23 protein-coding genes are annotated in these 21,570 nt (G+C 38.8%); 15 read left to right on the top strand and 8 right to left on the bottom strand.

What is annotated here, in order from left to right:
• The first annotated feature begins 39 nt into the window (after positions 1–39).
• The 7 genes from ATS76_RS08885 to ATS76_RS08855 all read left to right on the top strand — a co-directional run bounded on the left by ATS76_RS08885 (position 40) and on the right by ATS76_RS08855 (position 6,670).
• Positions 40–1,254, top strand: coding sequence for an acetate kinase (locus ATS76_RS08885; RefSeq protein WP_058551843.1), 1,215 nt, complete (start codon positions 40–42; stop codon positions 1,252–1,254).
• A 1-nt stretch (position 1,255) separates the two neighbouring features.
• Positions 1,256–3,409 carry a phosphate acetyltransferase gene (pta, locus tag ATS76_RS08880; RefSeq protein WP_006792172.1) on the top strand — a complete coding sequence of 718 codons (2,154 nt, stop codon included), beginning with the start codon at positions 1,256–1,258 and terminating at the stop codon, positions 3,407–3,409.
• A 212-nt stretch (positions 3,410–3,621) separates the two neighbouring features.
• Positions 3,622–4,008 carry an ACT domain-containing protein gene (locus ATS76_RS08875; protein ID WP_058404430.1) on the top strand — a complete coding sequence of 129 codons (387 nt, stop codon included), beginning with the start codon at positions 3,622–3,624 and terminating at the stop codon, positions 4,006–4,008.
• A gap of 3 nt (positions 4,009–4,011) precedes the next feature.
• On the top strand, positions 4,012–4,509 hold the full coding sequence (locus tag ATS76_RS08870; protein WP_058551842.1) for a PTS glucose transporter subunit IIA: 498 nt from the start codon (positions 4,012–4,014) through the stop codon (positions 4,507–4,509).
• 3 nt (positions 4,510–4,512) lie between these two features.
• Positions 4,513–4,857 (top strand): ArsC family reductase, encoded by a 345-nt coding sequence (locus tag ATS76_RS08865; RefSeq protein ID WP_058551841.1) that lies wholly within the window; start codon positions 4,513–4,515, stop codon positions 4,855–4,857.
• Entirely contained in the window at positions 4,857–5,984 is a 1,128-nt protein-coding gene (gene dapE / locus ATS76_RS08860) for a succinyl-diaminopimelate desuccinylase (protein WP_442960105.1), read from the top strand. Before ATS76_RS08865 ends, dapE begins: the two co-directional genes overlap by 1 nt.
• On the top strand, positions 5,984–6,670 hold the full coding sequence (locus ATS76_RS08855; RefSeq protein WP_058551839.1) for a M15 family metallopeptidase: 687 nt from the start codon (positions 5,984–5,986) through the stop codon (positions 6,668–6,670). The genes dapE and ATS76_RS08855 overlap by 1 nt, the downstream gene beginning before the upstream one ends.
• A 10-nt stretch (positions 6,671–6,680) precedes the next feature.
• Here the strand turns inward: ATS76_RS08855 and ATS76_RS08850 are convergent, their stop codons facing one another.
• Positions 6,681–7,550, bottom strand: a complete 870-nt coding sequence (locus tag ATS76_RS08850; protein ID WP_058551838.1) for a DMT family transporter — start codon at positions 7,548–7,550, stop codon at positions 6,681–6,683.
• A 308-nt stretch (positions 7,551–7,858) separates the two neighbouring features.
• Between ATS76_RS08850 and ATS76_RS08845 the strand changes: the two genes are divergently transcribed.
• Genes ATS76_RS08845 through ATS76_RS08830 form a run of 4 tightly spaced genes read left to right on the top strand, consistent with a single transcriptional unit; the run spans position 7,859 to position 10,774 of the window.
• Positions 7,859–9,223 carry a COG3014 family protein gene (locus ATS76_RS08845; RefSeq protein ID WP_058551837.1) on the top strand — a complete coding sequence of 455 codons (1,365 nt, stop codon included), beginning with the start codon at positions 7,859–7,861 and terminating at the stop codon, positions 9,221–9,223.
• Between the two features lie 8 nt (positions 9,224–9,231).
• Entirely contained in the window at positions 9,232–9,657 is a 426-nt protein-coding gene (locus ATS76_RS08840; protein ID WP_058551836.1) for a YcfL family protein, read from the top strand.
• A 17-nt stretch (positions 9,658–9,674) separates the two neighbouring features.
• Positions 9,675–10,289 (top strand): penicillin-binding protein activator LpoB, encoded by a 615-nt coding sequence (gene lpoB / locus ATS76_RS08835; RefSeq protein WP_010557495.1) that lies wholly within the window; start codon positions 9,675–9,677, stop codon positions 10,287–10,289.
• 17 nt (positions 10,290–10,306) lie between these two features.
• Complete coding sequence (locus ATS76_RS08830; protein ID WP_058551835.1) at positions 10,307–10,774, top strand: glycine zipper 2TM domain-containing protein; 468 nt, start codon at positions 10,307–10,309, stop codon at positions 10,772–10,774.
• Positions 10,775–10,832: 58 nt separating this feature from the next.
• Here the strand turns inward: ATS76_RS08830 and ATS76_RS08825 are convergent, their stop codons facing one another.
• Together ATS76_RS08825 and ATS76_RS08820 are read right to left on the bottom strand one after the other, a co-directional pair.
• On the bottom strand, positions 10,833–12,050 hold the full coding sequence (locus ATS76_RS08825) for a pyridoxal phosphate-dependent aminotransferase (RefSeq protein ID WP_058551834.1): 1,218 nt from the start codon (positions 12,048–12,050) through the stop codon (positions 10,833–10,835).
• Positions 12,051–12,216: 166 nt separating this feature from the next.
• Positions 12,217–12,561: an Hpt domain-containing protein gene (locus ATS76_RS08820; protein WP_058551833.1), complete on the bottom strand. Its 345-nt coding sequence runs from the start codon at positions 12,559–12,561 to the stop codon at positions 12,217–12,219.
• Positions 12,562–12,695: 134 nt separating this feature from the next.
• On the opposite strand from ATS76_RS08820, the gene ATS76_RS08815 reads away from it, so the two are divergent.
• Positions 12,696–13,289, top strand: coding sequence for a tRNA-uridine aminocarboxypropyltransferase (locus tag ATS76_RS08815; protein WP_058552011.1), 594 nt, complete (start codon positions 12,696–12,698; stop codon positions 13,287–13,289).
• A 21-nt stretch (positions 13,290–13,310) separates the two neighbouring features.
• A complete protein-coding gene (locus tag ATS76_RS08810) occupies positions 13,311–14,096 on the top strand; it encodes a CLCA_X family protein (protein WP_058551832.1) in 786 nt (261 codons plus the stop codon).
• A gap of 2 nt (positions 14,097–14,098) precedes the next feature.
• Here ATS76_RS08810 and dcd read toward each other — a convergent pair whose 3' ends face one another.
• Positions 14,099–14,686: a dCTP deaminase gene (dcd, locus tag ATS76_RS08805; protein ID WP_058404418.1), complete on the bottom strand. Its 588-nt coding sequence runs from the start codon at positions 14,684–14,686 to the stop codon at positions 14,099–14,101.
• A 6-nt stretch (positions 14,687–14,692) separates the two neighbouring features.
• Positions 14,693–15,769 (bottom strand): iron-sulfur cluster carrier protein ApbC, encoded by a 1,077-nt coding sequence (gene apbC, locus ATS76_RS08800; RefSeq protein WP_058551831.1) that lies wholly within the window; start codon positions 15,767–15,769, stop codon positions 14,693–14,695.
• 187 nt (positions 15,770–15,956) lie between these two features.
• Between apbC and metG the strand changes: the two genes are divergently transcribed.
• Positions 15,957–17,978 carry a methionine--tRNA ligase gene (metG, locus tag ATS76_RS08795; RefSeq protein WP_058551830.1) on the top strand — a complete coding sequence of 674 codons (2,022 nt, stop codon included), beginning with the start codon at positions 15,957–15,959 and terminating at the stop codon, positions 17,976–17,978.
• Between the two features lie 49 nt (positions 17,979–18,027).
• Here the strand turns inward: metG and ATS76_RS08790 are convergent, their stop codons facing one another.
• A complete protein-coding gene (locus ATS76_RS08790; protein WP_058551829.1) occupies positions 18,028–18,588 on the bottom strand; it encodes a hypothetical protein in 561 nt (186 codons plus the stop codon).
• Positions 18,589–18,600: 12 nt separating this feature from the next.
• Positions 18,601–19,803, bottom strand: a complete 1,203-nt coding sequence (locus tag ATS76_RS08785; RefSeq protein ID WP_058551828.1) for a S1C family serine protease — start codon at positions 19,801–19,803, stop codon at positions 18,601–18,603.
• A gap of 373 nt (positions 19,804–20,176) precedes the next feature.
• Between ATS76_RS08785 and ATS76_RS08780 the strand changes: the two genes are divergently transcribed.
• Complete coding sequence (locus ATS76_RS08780) at positions 20,177–20,818, top strand: bifunctional 4-hydroxy-2-oxoglutarate aldolase/2-dehydro-3-deoxy-phosphogluconate aldolase (protein WP_058551827.1); 642 nt, start codon at positions 20,177–20,179, stop codon at positions 20,816–20,818.
• A 91-nt stretch (positions 20,819–20,909) separates the two neighbouring features.
• Here the strand turns inward: ATS76_RS08780 and lepB are convergent, their stop codons facing one another.
• Positions 20,910–21,560, bottom strand: a complete 651-nt coding sequence (lepB, locus tag ATS76_RS08775; protein ID WP_058551826.1) for a signal peptidase I — start codon at positions 21,558–21,560, stop codon at positions 20,910–20,912.
• Positions 21,561–21,570 lie beyond the last annotated feature (10 nt).

Raw genomic sequence — 21,570 nt, 5'->3', positions numbered from 1 at the left:
ACGTTCACTGACTAAACTTTATTTATGGAAATCAAATCTATGCCAACACCTGCTCCTAAACCACAACATGTTTTAATACTAAATTGTGGTAGCTCAAGTTTAAAATTTGCCATTATTGATGCAAACACCGGTAATGAAATAATATCTGGTTTAGCAGAACGTTTAGGTGCAGCAACTCCGTCGGTAAAGTATAAATTCAAAGGAGTTAAAACCCTCATTGATTTAACGCCGAATCAAGCTCATGCTGAGGCAATTGATACGTTAGTAACGTTAATAAAAGATCATAAACTAGATGAACAGCTAATCGCTGTGGGTCACCGTGTTGTTCATGGTGGTGAACATTTCACTAAATCAGTATTAATTAACGACAAAGTAATTGAAAGCATCACTCAAGCGGCTACGCTTGCACCGCTTCATGGGCATGCTAACTTACTGGGTATTTCGTCAGCGCAAGCCTCGTTTAAAGGCTTGCCTCAAATTGCCGTATTCGACACCGCTTTTCACCAAACAATGGACAAGGTCGCATACCTTTATGCCCTACCTTACAATTTATATACCGAGTTTGGTGTTAGACGCTATGGCTTTCACGGTACAAGCCATTTTTATGTTGCCGGCCAAACAGCAAAATTACTTAACCAACCTATTGAAAAAAGCAATTTTATAAGTGCTCATTTGGGTAATGGTTGCTCAGTATGTGCGATTAAAAATGGTAATAGTGTTGATACAAGTATGGGCCTAACCCCCCTTGAAGGGTTAGTAATGGGCACTCGCAGTGGCGATATTGACCCTGGCTTATTTAACTTTTTAACGACGCAACTTGATTATAGTGCGCAGCAAATAGATGACCTACTTAATCAAAAAAGTGGCTTATTAGGCATTAGCGAACTTTCTAACGATTGCCGTACCATTGAAGAAGCCTCTGTAGCAGGAAATGAACAAGCAACTCTAGCCTTAGATATGTTTTGCTATCGTTTATCTAAACAAATTGCGTCGTACATGGTGCCTTTGCAGCGTCTTGATGCACTTATTTTCACCGGCGGTATTGGAGAAAACTCAGATATCATACGTAAAAAAGTGATCACTCAACTTGGCTTTTTAGGCATAGAATGTGACGCACAAGCAAACTTAGATGCTCGCTTTGGCCAACAAGGTGTGATCAGCACAGAACACTCTCGTATCAAAAGTGTTGTTATGCCAACAAATGAGGAATGGGTCATCGCCCTAGACTCTGCGAACATTGTTAAGGAGCTTTAATATGGCACACCGTATTATGTTGATACCGATTTCTACGGGAGTTGGGTTAACATCAGTTTCAGTTGGGCTTGTACGTGCATTAGAGCAAAAAGCAGTTAAAGTTAATTTTTTTAAACCTATTGCTCAACCACGTTCTGGCGAAACCGGTCCAGAAAAATCGACACAAATAATAAAACAAGGCTCCCCTATTGACCCACCAACTCCATTTGCACTGGATTACGCAGAGCAAATGATTGGCGATGCAAAAGGCGACGACTTATTAGAAGAAATTGTTGAACGCTTCGAAAGTAAAATTAACGATGATGAAGTAGCCATTATTGAAGGCATGGTTCCTACTCGTAAACAGCCTTATGCAGGGCGTGTTAACCGTGAAATAGCGCAAACTTTAGGTGCAGATATTGTATTTGTATTAACGCCTGGTAATGACAATATTACTCAACTTGAAGATCGCCTTGAAATTGCAGCGGGTAACTATGGTGGAATTGACCACCCTCGTGTATTAGGTTGTATTTTTAATAAAGTAAATGCTCCGCTAGATGAAGAAGGCAGAGCACGCGCCGACTTAGTTGACTCTTACAAACCTGATGAAGTGGATAACGAACTAAACCGCTTAGCATCCCTACCAATTTTTAGAAAAAACCCATTCATGTTGCTTGGTGCAATACCATGGGATTTTGATTTAGTTGCCCCCCGAGTAAAAGATCTAAGTGCATATTTAAAAGCCACTATTATTAACGAAGGTGACATGCTGCATCGACGCCTGCGTCGTATTACATTTTGTGCACGTACAGTGTCTAATATTTTAAACCATTTCACACCAGGTGCACTATTAGTTACTCCTGGCGATCGCTCTGATATTTTAGTAGCTGCGTGTTTATCGGCAATGAATGGTACAAAAATTGGGGCAATACTACTCACCGGTGGTTTTATGCCAGAACAGCGTATTATGGCGCTGTGCGAACAAGCAATGCAAACTGGCCTCCCAATTTTAGCAACAGAAGCCGATACATGGCGAACATCGTTGTTACTTCATAACTTTAATATGGAAGTGCCAAGCGATGATGACCAACGTATAGAAAAAGTGAAAAGCCACAATGCTGAATATATTGACTCAGATTGGCTGAACTCACTGGCAAAAAATGTGGGGAAAACACGTAAACTCTCGCCACCTGCTTTCAGATACTTACTTACAGATAAAGCCCGTAAAGCAGGCAAAACGGTTGTTTTACCTGAAGGCAACGAACCTAGAACTATTAAAGCGGCTGCTATCTGTGGGCAACGCGGTATAGCAAAAACCATTTTGTTAGGTGATCGCGAAGAAATAATGCGTATTGCTGAGCAACAAGGTATAGAGCTCAACGAAAATGTAAGCATTGTAGAACCAAGCAGCATCATTAATGATTATGTCGAGCCTATGGTCGAAATCCGAAAAAGCAAAGGTCTCACCGCTGTTGTAGCGCAAGAACAATTACTTGATAACGTAGTACTGGGTACTATGATGCTTGAACAAGGCAAAGTTGACGGACTCGTTTCTGGCGCAGTTAACACTACGGCTAATACAATTCGACCACCATTGCAGCTGATCAAAACAGCCCCTGGTTCGTCACTTGTGTCGTCGGTATTTTTTATGTTGTTACCTGATCAGGTTCTCGTTTACGGAGACTGTGCAATAAACCCAGATCCAAATGCTGAACAACTCGCTGACATTGCTATTCAATCAGCTGATTCAGCTGCCGCGTTTGGTATAGAGCCACGTGTAGCCATGATTAGCTATAGCACAGGTACTTCAGGTACAGGTGCAGACGTAGAAAAAGTGCGCGAAGCAACTAAAATAGCACAACAAAAACGTCCCGATTTAATTATTGATGGTCCCCTTCAATACGATGCTGCAATTATGGAAAACGTTGCGCTTAAAAAAGCACCTAACAGCCCTGTTGCGGGTAAGGCAACGGTGTTTATTTTTCCTGATTTAAATACCGGTAATACTACATATAAAGCCGTACAAAGAAGTGCAGATCTAATTAGTATTGGTCCAATGCTTCAAGGCATGCGTAAACCAGTGAACGATTTAAGCAGAGGCGCATTAGTTGATGATATTGTGTACACAATTGCATTAACAGCTATTCAAGCAGCACAAGTAGAAGCCCTTAATTAAACGCTTTAATAAACATGTGCTTTTTATAGCCTAGCTAATTTTTAATTATAAATTAGTTAGTTAGGCTATTTACACCTCTCAACCCCCATAGTTATCCACAGAAATTGTGGGTAAGTTTTCTTAGTCTACATTTTGCAACCTAGTTACCGCTTTAATTTAGCTTTAATAATCTATACTATTAATAAATCCTCTTTGCTGTTCGCAGGTTTTTAATGTCAAAACAAACATTACAATTACACAGCACCATTTTATCTATACATAGTTTAGATATAGATGCAGATATTCCTGCTGCTTTGTTAAAACTTCCGTTGTTTTTTATCTCAAAAACTCATGACGAACTATCAATTGTATGCCCCAGCAATTTTGAATTACAAAGTCTTGATACCGAATCTAATTGGCAAGCACTTGAGGTAATTGGCCCTTTGGGGTTTTCCTTAACGGGGATTATGGCAAATATTTCTGGTGTGTTAGCAAAGGCACAAATATCTATTTTTTCTCTTTCAACTTACGACACTGATTATATTTTAGTGAAAAAACAAACTGCGAAAGAAGCAATTAAAGCACTCCAAAAAGATGGCTATAATGTGGTAACAAACTAATTTATGAAAGCACAACCAATAGAACTAATTGCACAAAATAAAATACCCCGAGACGCCATTAATATCACCAGTCCTTTTACGGGAAAGGTAATAGAATTGAGTGACCACCCAGAGCCTTTGTTCAGTTTTGGTACCCTTGGCCCAGGCGTCATGGTGCAAGCAACCAGTCATAAAATATTAGCGCCTTTTGATGGGGTTTTACTACAAGTTAAAAACGCGGGGACTGAGTTTATTTTACAGGCTAAAAATGGGTTGAAGATACTGATTAACCTAACTTTACCGGAATCTGCAGCAATTACACATACACATATAGCCCAGTTAAATGGCAGCCAAGTATTTAAAGGTCAACGACTAGCATATTTTGACTTAAGAGAATTAGACTCCCCCCTGCTGGGAAGTTTAATTTTACTTAATGGTCACAACCTAGGTACATTTCATCATTCACACCTGCAAGTAAAGGCAGGCGAAGACACTCTATTAACTATCATTAAAAAGAAGTAACTTATGATCACTCTTTACGGAATTAGTAACTGCGACACAATTAAAAAAGCTAAAAAATACCTTACAGATAATAATATTGAGTTTACCTTTCACGATTACCGTAAAGAAGGGGTTAATACACAAATGGTCGCGGAATTTGCTGATAAATTAGATTGGGAACAACTAGTTAATAAACGTGGAACTACATACAGAGCACTCAGTGACGAACAGAAGCAAAATTTAACTAAGAAAAATGCCATTGAATTATTAGTTGAACAGCCCGCCATGATAAAGCGACCAGTATTAGTGAATGGCACTGACTTTCATTTAGGCTTTAAAGCCGCGCAATACGATGAGATTTTTAAATAATGAATGAAGTAATTGCACTTGCACAAGCTTTGATACAGCGTGAATCTGTCACTCCAGAGGATGCTGGCTGTCAACAAATGATGAATGAACGGCTTGAAGCGATAGGCTTTAATATAGAGTCACTATTTTTTACTGATACATTAAATACTTGGGCTCGCAAAGGCGACCAGTCGCCGCATTTTTGTTTTGCTGGGCACACAGATGTAGTGCCTACTGGACCCGCAAAAAACTGGCAGCACCCACCATTTTCTGGATTGGTCGAAAATGGTTTATTGCATGGTCGGGGAGCAGCCGACATGAAAGGCTCCCTGGCTGCCATGCTTATTGCTACTGAGCGCTTTGTAACTAAGCACCCCAACCACAAAGGATCAATTTCTTTTTTGATCACCTCTGATGAAGAAGGTCCATTTATAAATGGAACCACCCGAGTTATTGATACACTAGAAGCTCGCGGTGAAAAGATTGATATGTGTTTGGTTGGCGAACCCTCATCTCGGGATGTATTAGGTGATGTAGTTAAAAATGGCCGACGCGGCTCGCTTACCGGATTTTTAAAAGTTAAAGGAATTCAAGGACACGTTGCCTACCCTCATTTAGCTCAAAATCCGATTCACTTGGCCACTGAAGCATTAACCGAACTTAGCCAAACCCAGTGGGACAATGGAAATGAGTTTTTTCCGGCAACCAGCTTTCAAATATCAAATATTAATGGAGGCACCGGCGCAGGTAATGTGATCCCTGGTGAGCTAGACGTGCAATTTAATTTTAGATTTAGCACCGAAGTCACACATCAACAATTACAACAGCGTGTAATAGACATAGTACAAAAACACAAATTAAACTACGAGTTAAGCTGGATTGTAAATGGCCTTCCATTCATTACTGAACACGGCCCTCTAGTCGATGCAACCGTTAACGCAATTAAATCTGTAACAGGGTTAGCAACCAATCTAGAAACGACGGGGGGTACATCTGATGGGCGCTTTATTGCACAAACGGGTGCTAAAGTTATAGAGCTTGGGCCTCGTAATGCCACCATTCACAAAGTTGATGAATGCGTAAGTACAGATGACTTAATTAAACTCACCGACATTTACGAACAAATCCTTGAACAATTGTTAACCTAATGACTGATTTACAATTACCCACAATAGCGTGTATCACAGGGCAAAATGATACACATTTAACTAACATCCAAAGCCATCGTTTGCATAGCGCTATTATTGAAGATTTTATCGCGCTGCAAAACGCAGCTAAACAAGCCGGATTTGATTTAACTATTGCATCAAGTTTTAGAGATTTTGAACGCCAAGCGCTAATCTGGAATAACAAATTTTCAGGACAAAAACCTGTTTATAATTCGCAACAAGACGTTGTTGATTTAACGCACTTGAGCGATATTGAAAAATGTATAGCGATTATGCGTTATTCAGCACTGCCTGGCGCAAGTAGACATCATTTAGGCACTGACTTTGATGTGTATGATAAAAGTGCAGTTACTCATGATTATCAACTGCAATTATCGCCTCATGAATATGAACAAAGTGGCCCCTTTGCACCATTAAGTGATTGGCTAAGCACTCACCTCAATCAATTTGGATTTTATCGGCCTTATCGCGAAGACTTAAACGGGGTAGCGCCGGAACTTTGGCATATTAGTCATATTAAGCAATCACAATTACTAGTGACCCAACTAACTGAAAGTGCTTTACATGCATGTATTAAAAACAGTGATCTACTTGGTAAAAATGCCTTATTAGCGCACTTACCTGCACTATATAAGCGCTTTGTGACTAACGTAAGTTCACCATAAAAAGAAGGAGCTACTCCTTCTGTTTATTTAAAATAAATACCAGTACCGCCGTTAAAATAAGTAAACTTGCACTAATAAATTCAAGTGTTAATTGCTCTTGCAAAAAAATGACGCCAGCAACCGCTGCAATTACGGGCACACACAATTGTACAACCGCAGCTTGGGTGCTTTTAAGTAATGGCATTGCAACGTACCAAATACTATAACCAATGCCAGATGCTATTGCGCCAGAGGCACAAGCAAGTAAAACACCTTGTATTGTCAGCGAATTAAAATAACTCATACTAACAAGTAATAAAATGGGGAGCGCGACCAAACTTCTTACAAAGTTAAATCCTGTAGTACGTAGTGGTGAAACACAGACCTTGCCACGAATACTATATACGCCCCAAGCTACACCACTCAAAGCCATTAATCCTGCTCCTATTAAAGAAGGCACCGCGGCCGAGGGCAACATTAAATATACAAAACCTGCTACAGCTACAAAAAAAGCAGTCCACTGCACGCCGCTCAACTGCTCTTTGTTGTAAATACCCCAACCAATCATGGTCAGTTGCACCGCTGAAAATAAAATAAGCGCCCCAGTGCCAGTATCTAGCTCAACGTAGGCCACCGAAAAACAAACAGCGTAAACCAGTAAACTAATGCTACTTCGCCAACTGCCAGTATCACTCAAAATTGCATCATTAAATAACCCTTTACGTTTTTGGTTATAAGTGGTGACACTCATGATGATACCTAAACACGCGGCTCCGCTTAACAAACGAATGATGGTAAAGTTGTAGGGATCTATATCCCCTTCAGCTAATGCCATTCGGCAAAATAATGAATTGGCGGCAAATGCTATTAAAGCAATCAATGTGTATACAGCTGCTTTCAAAATAATCCTTCTTAACCTAAATCAGGTTAGTAATAAATCTTTTTTAAAGGTGAGTAGTTAAATAACTTAAACTGTTATAAAAGTAAGTTATTTATACAGCATAAGGCAAAGTGTGCAAAAACTTTCAACGCATTAAGACCTTAACTTTTCGCTAACTATTTCACACATTACTAAATTCACGCCTTATTCATATAGAACATGCTTATTTACTTTGAAGATGAAGTAGCTCTACGTTTTTTTACAATGTTTCACACTCTTGCTTAAAAAGAGTGTGTTAACCTACTTTGGTAGATTAAAAGGAGTGCTGTGTGCGCAGAAGTATAATTTTTAGCGTTTGTTTTATTTTGAGTGGCTGTAGCTCGATAGGTTTTAATGACCTATTTAATGATTACGCCACACAAATGACGCCTGTGCGAAATGCAATTGAAAATAATAACTTAGAACAAGCTAAATCGTTAATTGCTAACAATACTAATTTACACAGTAGTTATTTGCTTAACCAACTTGAACAAGCGCGTATTAACGACCTTGTTAATTCAGCTGACGACGCCCAAGGAAAGTTTGAAAACGTATATGCCCAAATGCAAACTAAACGTCAGGCAGCAAAAATTCAGCTAAGTGCCGGGCTTGAACAAAGTAATGCGTTATTTACGAATGACTCGGCAATTACCTATGTCCCACCAGCATATGAAATGAGTATGCTTCATAGCTATAAAGCGCTTAACTACGTTTATAAAAATGATATTGAAGGCGCATTAGTAGAAGTACGCCGTGCAAATAAAGTGCAGGCTGATGAGCTTGCCAGTAATCAGTCAGAAATTGATTCAGAAGAAAACGAAGCACAACAGTACTACCCAAGTATGGATAATGTCACAAGAGACGTTAAAAATGGCTTTCAAAACGCCTACACATTTTACTTATCCGCTTTACTTTATCAAAGTGCAAAACAATTTGACGACGCCTACATAGACTACAAAAAAGCGTTAGCGATACAACCAAATAATAAATACTTACAGCAGGATGTAATTCGCCTAGCTAAAAAACAAGGGTTTCAGCAAGAGTTTGACGAATTTAAACAACGCTTTGGCGAACCCACCACTTTAAAGTCTTCCCATGGTGAAGTAGTTGTATTACTCGAGCAAGGTTTGGTACCTAAACAAACCGAATTTAAATTAAGACTACCGATTGATACAAGTCGAGGTGATGTTCGTTTTTATAGTCTTGCAATGCCGGTATATAAAGATAGTGCTTACATTAGCGCGATACAAAATGTGAGTATTGCTGGGCAAAACGTCGCATTATCACCGTTAGTGTATTTAGAAGCCCTTGCTGCCAAAACGCTTGAACAAGAAATACCAGGCAAAATTACACGCCAAGTATTACGGCTTATAACGAAAGAAAAAGTCCGCGCTGAGCTTGCGCGTAGTGCTGGTGATGTAGGAAATATATTAGCTAATATATACAATTTAGCGTCAGAGCAAGCCGACACCCGAAGTTGGCTTACATTACCAAATCAAATTGCTGTGGCACGTAAAAGTCTTACAGCAGGTGAACATTCATTAAATATTGGCAATCAACCGCCAATTAATTTTACCGTTAGTAAGCAAGGGTTAACCTTAATTTACCTAACCTCTATTAACAACTATTTTAACTACCATGTAGTTCAACTCTAGGAGTTACCATGAAATACATAGTGCCAATGTGTGCCGTATTACTGCTAAGTGCTTGTGCAACACAGCCTGTAACATCAGGTATATCGGTTGAACAAACTAAAGGAAATTTTAATGATCAACTTAGAGTGGATAACCCTGACTTAGGTGAAAAACTTGCCATTACCGACGTTAAAACGCGTCAAACAAATCAGTTAACTGATGTGGTGGTTACCCTGTCGAGCCAATATAAAAAATCACAATATTTACAGTATCAATTTAAATGGTTTGATAAAGACGGATTTGTAATTAAAGGAAATCATTCACCCTGGCAACCATTAACTTTATTTGGTTTTGCTAAAACACAATTACCTGGCCTAGCGCCAAGCTCTGATGCAGTGACATTTTCACTAGCAGTCAGAAAAGTATCAACTCAGTCTCAAGAATTTAAAGATTAAGATTAAAGGAAAGTACTATGAACACCACATTTAAAACAGCATCCACCTACGCATTAGTCGGGCTCAGCGCATTGATATTAAGCGGCTGTGCAAACAAAGCTGTAGTCAGTTATGGTGACGCTCAAGCAGTTGAAACAACAGATATTAATTTTGGTTCTACTGATTTACAAAAAGTTGCCAGCCAAATGACCGACTCACTACTCAGTTCGCCAGTGGTAGGAAGCATGACCCAAAACAACCGTCCGGTTGTATTTGTTGAGCGCATAAAAAACAAAACCAGTGAACATATTGATACAGAATCAATCACTGATTCTATTTCAACACAAATGCTACGCAGCGGTAAATTCCGTTTTGTTGACATGACACGCGTAGAAGCTGTTCGTGAACAGCTTACCTTTCAAAATGAAGATGCATTAGTTAATCCTGCAACAGCGGTCGCTTTTGGACAACAAATTGGTGCGCAGTACATGTTGTATGGCAACCTATCAAGCATAGTAAAAACAAATGCTGATAAATCAGATGTATATTATAAATTTACAATGCGTCTAATGGATATGAAAAGTGGCCTAATCGAGTGGGCAGACGAAACTGAGATTCGTAAAACTAAAGAAAAATCAACGTTTGGGTGGTAAGCCGACAGGAGTAAGTTATGAAAGCAATTGCTGTAATTATGTGCGTTTTACTTATATTAAGCACACCCTCTTTTGCTAAGTACGAGCGAAATAAAGCCGTAGCAGTTCAAAAAGTTCTATTTGGTGACATCAAATCAGTACGAAATATCACCGAGCAAGAACTCATACAAGACAAAAAGAATGGCTGGAAAACGTTTGGTGGCGCCCTTGTTGGTGGTGTTATTGGTAATCAGTTTGGTGGTGGCAGCGGGCGTGCTGTAGCCACAATTTTAGGTTCAGTTATTGGTGGAAGCGTTGCTAACAATAGTCAGCAAGGTAGCTATTATATACAAACTCAGTTAGTTGAATTACTCATTCAGGTAGAAAATGGCGAGCAATTTATGGTGGTTCAAGACCTAGACCAAGGTATGCGATTTCACAGAGGTGATAACGTGAGACTCGTTTATTTAGGTGACAATACCGTAAGAGTCGATAAAGCGTACTAATACCACGCGTTTGATATAATAAAAAACGAGCCTAATGGCTCGTTTTTTCGTAAGGCGTTTATAGCTGGCGATAATCTTTAAAGAAACGTTGCATTTTTTGCATTGCGTCAGTTAAGTCATCTTTATTGGGTAAAAAAACCAGCCTAAAATGATCAGGCTCTGGCCAATTAAACGCCCGCCCATGCACTAACAATATTTTTTCGGCTTTTAGCAAATCAAACATCATTTGCTCATCGTTTTTCACATTAAAATGGGCAGTATCTACTTTAGCAAAAGCATATAAAGCCCCTTTTGGCTTTTTACAGCTAATGCCTTCAATTGCATTTAAACCACGCCATGCAATGTCACGTTGTTCGTACAACCGCCCGCCCGGGTTAATTAAGTTATCAATTGATTGCACACCACCCAATGCCTGCTGAATAGCATATTGAGCAGGCACGTTGGCACATAAACGCATTGACGAAAGTATATCTAGCCCTTTACTTAAATCGTCCATGGCTGAAGTTTTGCCACTTAAAACCATCCAGCCCATTCTTAACCCAGCAGCACGATAAGTTTTAGCTAAACCGTTAAAAGTAATCATTGGCACATCATCACACAATGAAGCAATTGAAGTATGTGTAACGCCATCGTATAAAATCTTTTCGTAAATTTCGTCACTTAACAATAGTAACTTATGCTCTCGCGCAATATCTATTAATTGCTTAAGCAGGTCATCACTGTATACCGCACCGGTCGGATTGTTAGGGTTAATTAACACCAAGGCTTTAGTTTTAGAAGTGATTTTACTTTTTATGTCATCTATATCAGGAAACCAATCTTGCTCTTCATCACACAAATAATGAACAGGGTTGCCACCCGCTAACTTAACAGACGCAGTCCACAACGGGTAATCAGGCGCAGGGATAAGCACTTCATCATCGTTATTAAGTAAGGCTTGGGTGATCATTTGAATTAGCTCACTCACTCCATTACCAATGTAAATGTTGTCTACATCTAAATTGTTCAATCCACGTTGTTGATAATGCTGATAGATAGCCACTCGGGCTGAGTAAAGTCCTTTAGAGTCACAGTAACCTTGGGCTGAATACAAGTTACGGATGATATCGCGATGCATATCTTCGGGCATATCAAAGCCAAAAGCAGCAGGATTACCAATGTTTAATTTTAAGACTTTTTGACCATCGTCTTCCATTTTCTTAGCTTGAGCTAAAACAGGACCACGAATGTCATAACACACGCCTTCTAATTTATGACTCTTTTTTATATCTGACATTTTACCTCTACCCGCTGGCGCCTGATGACCTTTGTAAGTTGAATTGTTATTAGCAAGGTCTAATTTATCTTAATGATAAAAGCCCCCGGTAACCTGTTAGACTAACCGAGTAAATATAAAACACCAGTAAATTTAACAGCTTAAAACTGAAATTAATTCACGTTTGTTATTGAGCATTTAGCCACTGTTTAAATTCAGATTGAGAACCCTCTACCTGCGGCATTAAGCTTGCACATGCATCCATTGCTTTGTCTAAATCGTCATCAACTAAACTTAGCTCAATAGTGCGAGAAACCTCAGCAAGACTCGATGCTCCAAACTGTGCTGCATTTGATTTTAAACTATGAGAATGACGAATCGCGGCTTCTTTATCTTTGCCAATTGTTGCCACAACTTCTGAACCTAAACGCTCAAACTCTGCACAGCAAAAGTCGAGCGTATCAGCAAACTGCTCTCCGAGTAACGATTTCATGTTTTCTAATGCTGATGTGTCTATGGTAATGTCTGCCATAATTTAAGTCCTCAAACTGTCCATAAGTATTCTGATTGTAATTACTACTTTATATTGATAAACAAAAAAAACCAACTTAATTGCCCGTACAAATGTATAATTAATGGGTTAATAACGTTATGAAAGTTTTCAAAATGGCACGCACTCTTTGTAATCACTGTAATTTTGCTCTCAACACCTGCGTATGCAGCGCTGTCAAAATCATACCCAATAAAGTTAAAGTTGTTATTCTACAACACCCTAGCGAAGAAAAAATAGCCAAAAACACCGCAAAACTACTTAACTTAAGTTTAACAAATTGCTTAATAATAAAAGGTGAAAACAGCCGTGACTTTAAGGCTTTAAATAACCTGCCAAAAGAATCAACAGGTCTGCTTTACCCTAACGATGACGCCACCTACTTAGATGAGCCCAACTTCAAAACTAACAACTTTATTACCCATTTAATTGTTATTGATGGTACATGGAATAAAGCTTATAAAATTTTGCAGCTCACTCCCATACTTAACCAATTTAAAACCATCAGTTTTAAACAAGTACCTAAAAATCGTTACACTATTCGTAAAGCGCCTCGTGCTGACAGCCTTTCGACGCTTGAAGCCGTTGCACATAGCTTAACCCTCATTGAGCAGTTAAACCCAGAGCCTTTATTTGCACTACTAGAAGAATTAATAAATAAACAGACCCAACACATGCCCGAGCACGTAAAAGCACGTTACTTAACTTAAATTTAGCTTTTCATAGAACAGATGCGACATTACCCAAATAGATTAAAACGAGGATTTACTCGCCAAGGCCCTGATTATCGCTTTGATGACCAAGTTGATTTTAGCGATATAAGAACCACATTTGGGTTCAGATCAATGGTGGTTGGTAAATGGGTCACTAAAGAAGAGCACTTTATCAGTGCTAATTTAATTTATGATGCCCTAGCCGACCTTGCGCAAATACTGCACCTACCACCTAAAGCGATTGGCCTGCGCGGTAAGTTAAACTTTGCATTTGGCCACGGAGGCCAAAAAGGAGTTCAAGCTCATTATAATGCTGGCAGTCAAACACTGGCGCTTGCAAAAAATGCCGGTGGCGGAGCATTGGCCCATGAGTGGTTTCACGCGTTTGATCATCACATTAGTGAGCATTTATTTAAAGCAAAGCCACGCTATGGCTTTGCATCAAAACTTTGGCTTTCTAACACGCCAAATTTATCGCACCCACTTAATGACGCGCTGAACAGTTTTTATAAAGAAGTATTTTTAGATGAAAATGGCGAAAATGCCAATGAATTTGTGCAAGCATGTATTAAACACGACCAGGCACATAATATGAATTATATGAGTATGCCTGAAGAAATTGCCGCTCGATGTTTTGAAGCCTGTATATCTGCAAACCCCCACATAAAAAATAGTTTTTTAGTGGGCGGCTTACAAACAAGTAATTTAATATACCCACCAACGCAGCTCATCGCCAAAGCGGGTAAGGCGCTTAACCATTATTTTGAACTATTAGGTTATGCGCTTCATAATACACACGATTAAATTTAGCTGTTATCGTCGCTTATGCGACTCGCTACTGCACTACTTTGATCTTTGTATTTAGCATCTTTACGAATATTGTAAGGGTTTTCACAAGGCCCTGAGAGCATTTCGAAACTCATGGCACCAATTTTCATCATTGGGCGCAATGCTAAAGGTAGTTTTCCTGAGTTGTAAAACTCTAATACAATATTACCACTCCAGCCGGGATCAATTCGGTGAGCTGTTACATGCACCATTAAACCCAAACGAGCAAGCGATGAACGCCCATCTAACCAACCTACGATGTCAGCAGGTAAGGTTACTTTTTCATGAGTAATGGCCAATGCAAGTTCGCCCGGGTGTAAAAAAAAGGCTTCTCCATCAGCAAGCTCAATCTCTTCACTCATAATTGATTCCATGGCCTTATTTAACTGATCCTTTGGGCCACTCAAATCTACATAAGCCGCATTGTGGGCATTAAACGTTCTAAACTTATTACCAAGGCGCAAATCAGCTGTCACACCCGATATCATCTCACTGCTTGGAGCAGGCTCTATTACAATACGGCCATCTTGTAGGTGTTCTTTTATATGTGTGTCTGAAAGTCTCATGCTTTTTTAATCTTCCGAAATCACAATTTCAATACTATTGTGATGCTGTTGATAATATAGCGTGCTGGCTATTAGCCTAGCTGCTGCGCTGTATGTTTTACTTATTGCCGCATTGTTATCGTTAGCAATAAGTTTTCCCTGCTCAGAGTACTCTCTTATATCTATAGCTAGGGGAATGTGGCTCAAAACGGGAACGCCATGCTTATGCGCCAATTTTTGTGCGCCTTCTTTGCCAAATACATGGTTTGCCTCACCGCAATGGCTACAAATGTAATGGCTCATGTTTTCTATTAAACCAAGTACGGATACGTTCACTTTATTAAACATAGCAATACCCTTTTGAGCATCTGCTAGCGCTAAATCTTGGGGTGTAGTCACAATTACAGTCCCACTAGCAGGCACTTTTTGGCTCATAGTAAGTTGTATATCACCTGTACCAGGAGGCATATCTACAATTAAATAATCAAGCTCTCCCCAGTCAGTTTCGTTCAGTAATTGGCTGAGTGCACCGGATGCCATTGGACCTCGCCATACTGTTGCATCATCGCTTGGCACTAAAAAGCCAATAGATTGGGCTTTAATGCCATTGGCATCAAACGGTTGTAATTGTTTGTTATCTTTTGTTTTTGGCTCAGCACCAACAAGACCCAATAACATAGGTATAGAAGGACCATAAATATCAGCATCTAAAATACCTACTTTTGCTCCCTCAGCTTTTAATGCACCCGCTAAATTAACAGCTGTAGTCGATTTACCTACCCCACCTTTACCTGAAGCAATAAGTACAATGTGTTTAATCCCTTTAAACTTTGCAGGCTCTTTAATATCGACCTTTGACTTTATCGATACTGCAATATTGAGTGCATCACTCATATGTAGTTCAACAAGGGGCATTTCTGATTGCGCGGCAAAAGGCAAGCTAAGAGTGATTTGTAGTGATTTATCGTCGTTTTCAGAAATTGAGTCAATAAATTTTTCGTCAATTCCTACGGCAAAAGCCGCACTACGATAAGCCGCTAAAGCGGCAATAATCGGTTGTTTTTGCACCGATTTAGAAGAGAAAAGTTTTGACAGTCCAAACATAGCAATTAAATAGCGTTTCTTTGATGAAAAGTGCCTCGGAATTATGTAACATTCAGGTCATTAACACCAGTCAATTAATAAAAATCCATAAGCTGTGCGCACTCTTGTCCTATAGCTTGTAGATAAATTACTGATAATCTCCATTTTTACTATTTAAATGATGAGTTATCCTCAATTCGGAATGATTATGACGCAGCGAAAGATCCTGATTACCAGCGCATTACCTTATGCTAATGGCCCTACTCACTTAGGCCATTTATTGGAATACATTCAAACTGATATTTGGTCACGTTTTCAAAAGCTACAAGGCCATGAAGCATATTATGTTTGTGCCGACGATGCTCACGGCACGCCAATTATGCTAAATGCGCAAAAGCAAGGGATCACGCCTGAAGAAATGGTTAAAAATGTAAGCATTGAACGCCAGCGCGACTTTGCCGACTTCAACATTAAGTTTGATAACTACCACAGCACGCACAGCCAAGAAAACAAAGAATTTAGCGAACTTATTTATAACCGCCTAAACGATGCCGGTCATATTAAAAAGCACACTATTTCGCAATTGTTCGACCCTGAAAAAGGCATATTTTTACCCGATCGCTTTGTAACCGGCACTTGCCCAACGTGTAAGTCTGAAAACCAAAATGGCGACAGCTGTGATTCGTGTGGGGCAACTTACAGCCCAACCGAATTAATAAACCCACGCTCTGTTATGTCGGGTGCTGAGCCTATTTTAAAAGATTCAGAGCATTACTTTTTTGACCTACCCGCATTTGAAGGCATGTTAAAAGAGTGGTTACACTCGGGTACTATTCAACAAGAAATGGCTAACAAGCTAGACGAATGGTTCACTGATGGCCTGCAGCAGTGGGATATTAGCCGTGATGCGCCTTACTTTGGTTTTGAAATTCCAAATGCACCAGGCAAGTACTTCTACGTATGGCTAGACGCGCCTATTGGATACATGGCCAGTTTTAAAAACCTGTGTGATAAAAAAGGTATTGATTTTGACGCATTTTGGGCTGAAGGCTCAGACACTGAGCTTTACCACTTTATTGGTAAAGATATTATTTATTTCCACAGTTTATTTTGGCCAGCAATGCTAGAAGGCGCTAACTTTAGAAAGCCGACCAACGTATTTGCACACGGTTTTGTTACTGTAAATGGCGAAAAAATGTCTAAGTCTAAGGGTACGTTTATTAAAGCACGTACTTACCTAGATAACCTAAACCCAGAGTATCTTCGTTATTACTACGCAGCTAAGTTAAACAGCGGCATTATTGATCTTGATTTAAACCTAGAAGATTTTGCACAACGTGTAAATTCAGACCTAGTTGGTAAAGTAGTAAACATAGCGAGTCGCTGTGCTGGCTTTATTACTAAAAAGTTTGATGGCAAGCTAAGTAGCACTATTATGCAGCCAGAGTTACTTGAAGAGTTTCAAGCAGCGGCTCCAAGCATTACTGCTCATTATGAAAACCGTGAATACAGCCGTGCTATTCGTGAAATTATGGCTTTGGCTGACAAAGCGAACCAATTTATTGATGGCGCAGCACCTTGGGTACTCATTAAAGACGAAACTAAGCAACAAGAAGCGCATGATGTATGTTCGCTTGGCCTTAACTTGTTCCGTGTTTTAATTACCTACTTAAAACCAGTACTACCAGCCATGGCCGAAAACGTAGAAGCGTTTTTAAACGATGACTTAGCGTGGAATGCAGTGCAAACACCACTAGTAAACCACTCTATTAATAAATTTAAACCGTTAATGCAACGCGTAGAAATGGACAAAGTAAACAAAATGGTTGAAGAATCAAAAGAAAGCCTAGCGCCACAAACTACAATTGATCCAAATAGTCCACTTGCAAAAGAGCCTATTAGCGAAGAGATTGAGTTTGATGACTTTGCAAAAGTAGACTTACGCGTAGCTAAAATTGCAAAGGCAGAGCACGTTGAAGGCGCAGATAAACTACTTAAGCTAACACTCGATTTAGGCGGCGAAACGCGCCAAGTGTTTGCTGGTATTAAATCAGCTTATGCACCTGAAGATATCGAAGGTAAACTAACTGTTATGGTAGCAAACCTTAAGCCTCGTAAAATGCGCTTTGGTATGTCTGAAGGCATGGTATTAGCAGCAGGACCCGGCGGCAAAGAAATCTATATTCTTAACCCTGACGACGGCTCAGAGCCAGGTATGCGTGTAATGTAAACTTACACTTATGAATAAAAAACCGCTGTTTTACAGCGGTTTTTTTGTATTAGTTGAAGTATTCTTTGTACTCAGCAAAAACAGCTTGAGATTTTTCTTCTTTCTTTAGATCAAAGAAAAACTGTGAAATCGTGTCCTTTAAAAATAACTCCTCAGTTGGTGTTGCTTTTTTATCCTTATACGAAGAAGTCCAAATATTATTTACATCTGTCGAATCCATCATATATTCAAATTGAGCAATTGATTTTCCCTGAACAAAAATATCGTATCTCACTTTGAATTCTTTATTTGAGACAACAGGTATAATACCTAGCGTAGAAGCAGACAACATCATCGTAGTGAACTGAGTACCGTCTTGTTTAGTTCTATAGCCTTTAAGTACTCTTACGCCAATTGGTAAGCCGACTGCTTTTTCATCAAGCTCTTCAAACGAACTGAAAGCTTCAATAGCCGATTTAAAAGAACTATCAGTAATATTAGTTACAAAAAATACAGGGGGGTAAATATCACCAGTATGCTTATATTCAGTCAGCAAAGTATCCTGTTTCGCAAACGTCAAGTTTGAAAGAAAAAACATAAATACACTTAGCGATATAGAAAATATCTTCATTATAAAACGCCCTTATTTATAACATAAAATTTGATTTGAATATTCGACAGCATTCGCTGATGAACTTTCAAAATTAGATGATGATGTTCTTTCTTCGAAGTCAATATTATGCTTTGACAAAAATTGTTTTAAAAGTTGTGTACTCACGCCAAAGTTAACATTTTGTGATGTCGTTCCAGATTGTTTAAGCATCATACTTTGATTTAAAGAACTCGATACGATTCCCATTAAGTTTCCTTTATAATCCGAAATCGCACCACCGCTATTTCCCGGTTGAATTGGTGCAGAAAACTGAAAGTAACCTTTAGCTCCTTTCAAACCACCTCGTGAACTAATATTACCTACCGTTAAAGACGGATATTCAGCAAGAATACCTGATAACGGGTACCCAGTTACAAAAACCTGCTTTCCTAGTTGAATCGAAGGTTGAGACTCAATAGCAATACTTTTCGCATTGGCGTAATCAATTTTTATAACTGCAAGGTCTAATAGCTGGCTTGATGCAATGATATCAGCGTCATAAGTATTTCCTTTGTGGTTTACTTCAACAAAAATGCATTCGTTTACTACATGATCCGCCGTTACACTCATCCCATTGTTATCAATGAAAAACCCACTTCCCGAATTAGTGGCTTCTAAATCAGTAAATAAGTCTTTTATAGATTTTGAACCTACTAACTCAATACCATTTTTATAGTTATTCTGAGCTAACAAAATTTTATCTATATTTATATTTATGAACTCAATCATTGCATCTTTAAGAGCTGAAGCAAACGCGTTGTAAACGGCATTAAAATCGTAAAGACCACCTGATGCAGCTGCTTTTTTTTGTATTGTTTTGCTCATTAGTTTATTACCGGCTCTGTCTAGTATATTTATTTCAATATCAGACTCCCAGCCGCCCCAAACATAATCCCAATCACTTGTAGAATTTAATTGAATTAGGTATGTAAATTCCGATTCACTTGTCAAATTCTCTGATGAAACAAACATTTCCGATGTAATTAATTCAGCTGCTTCTTCCATTTTGCCAAAAAAGTTTACCTTATCACTGGGTACTTTTTTACCTACGTAATATGCTACTGGCAGTTGAATAGGACTAGTAGCTCGCTCATCTAGCTTTAATTTAGTTTTAATCATTGCAGCATTATTAACAGGTGTTGCTTCACAACCAATTAATAAAAAAATTGCTACAATTAAAGTGTAAATACGCATGTCTTTCCTTGCTTTATAATATTTGTCTGAGGGTATAAAGGTGAGGTGGAATATTCTCAAAATATGTAGGCTACTCTTGATATTGTTAGCTGAAAAAACGTTTAAATTTACTAACTACCAACCTTACAATTTTGGAAAAACACTCTTCGAATATAAACCTGTTAATTTATTGTCACATACATGTTACTTGTACTCTAAAAATAAATCTATTGCCCGCAATATCTTTTTTGATTAAAAAAGTAATGATGTGTTTGTATTTAACCACCTCACATAAAATAACATTTAAACTTTTATACACACTGCTATGTTATTGCGACTGTTCTAAATTTTTAATACCATCAACCCATTAATTTAAAATAAAAAAGTTCCTAAAATGTTTACTCCATACAGAGCTACCGTATGCTGTCAAATAATAGAGCAAAAAATAGTCGCTATTATCCGCTTAAAACAGCAAGCCGATGTGGCCCCACTTTTAGACTCCTTAGTTGAAGCGGGCATAACGGTGCTTGAAATAACCTCAAATACACCGGGGTTTGAGCAAGAAATAAAGAGTGCGCGTGCGCGTCACCAACATATTTTGGTGGGTGCAGGCACTATTACAAATATTGAACTTGCCAAAAAAGCAATTAATGCCGGCGCACAGTTTATAGTCACCCCAAATACCAATAAGCGTATAGTGTTACTTGCCCATCAACATAATTTGCCCGTTTTAATGGGGGCTTTAACGCCCACAGATATTGCAAATGCGATTGAATATAACGCTGATATTATTAAGGTATTTCCAGCAGGCAGTATGGGAATTGGCTATTTTAAGGCATTAAAAGGGCCATTTGATAGCGCCAATTTAATGCCTGTTGGTGGTATAAATTTAGATAACGTTGATCAGTGGTTTAATGCAGGCGCTTGCGCCGTAGCCATCAGTAGTGACTTTTCAAAAGTAATTAAAAACCAAGACGATAAGCACGCTCTTATACAATTAGTTCATGACTATTTAGCTAACATCCCCACTGGGTAAAGGGCTTTGATTCAGCCGTAATTACGCGGTATGGTTTAAACTTATGTTAAAGCAGACACTTAATACTGTGCAAAACAAAGTTAAAATGCATTTAGTTTAAGGAGAGCAGTACACGATCTTTCCTTGGTAAATAATAATTATCGTAATCAAGCGACACAATGACCTTATTTGCTTTCCCGAGTAATTCACCACGAGGGATTAAACCAATTACGCGCGAATCTGCGCTATTGTCACGGTTATCCCCCATTGCCAAATAGTAATCATCTGGAATGGTGATCATTTTAAAATCAGCTAATTGGGATGGTATATTTGCCACCCTAATAGTGTGCTTCTTAGCGTTTAACATCTCTATTTTATCAACCGAATCGATATTATTTTGTGCATGTTCGTAATTAAGTTTTTTGCCATTAATAATTAATTCGTTATTTACCAAAGAAACGGTATCACCGGGTACACCTATCACACGTTTAATTAATCGGTTTCCTGCCGCTTTTGAGTCGAATACAATGATGTCCCCGGTTTGTGGTTCGTTTAATTTAAGAAGAGAAATATGTGTAAAAGGCACTCGTAAGTCGTATGCCATTTTGTCGGTTAAAATTCTATCTCCTTGCGCAATTGTAGGTTTCATCGAGCTCGTAGGTACTTCATACCAATCGGCTACAGCGCTTCTAAACACACTCATTAAGGCAATAAATACAATGAGTGAACGATTATTTTTCCAAAATTTATAAAGCACCTTCATAACTGTTCCA

The organism is Pseudoalteromonas sp. 10-33, from assembly GCF_001469195.1.
Taxonomy (GTDB): Bacteria; Pseudomonadota; Gammaproteobacteria; order Enterobacterales; family Alteromonadaceae; genus Pseudoalteromonas.
Note: the sequence above shows the minus strand (reverse complement) of the source record. Positions and strands in the feature narration are given on the sequence as shown.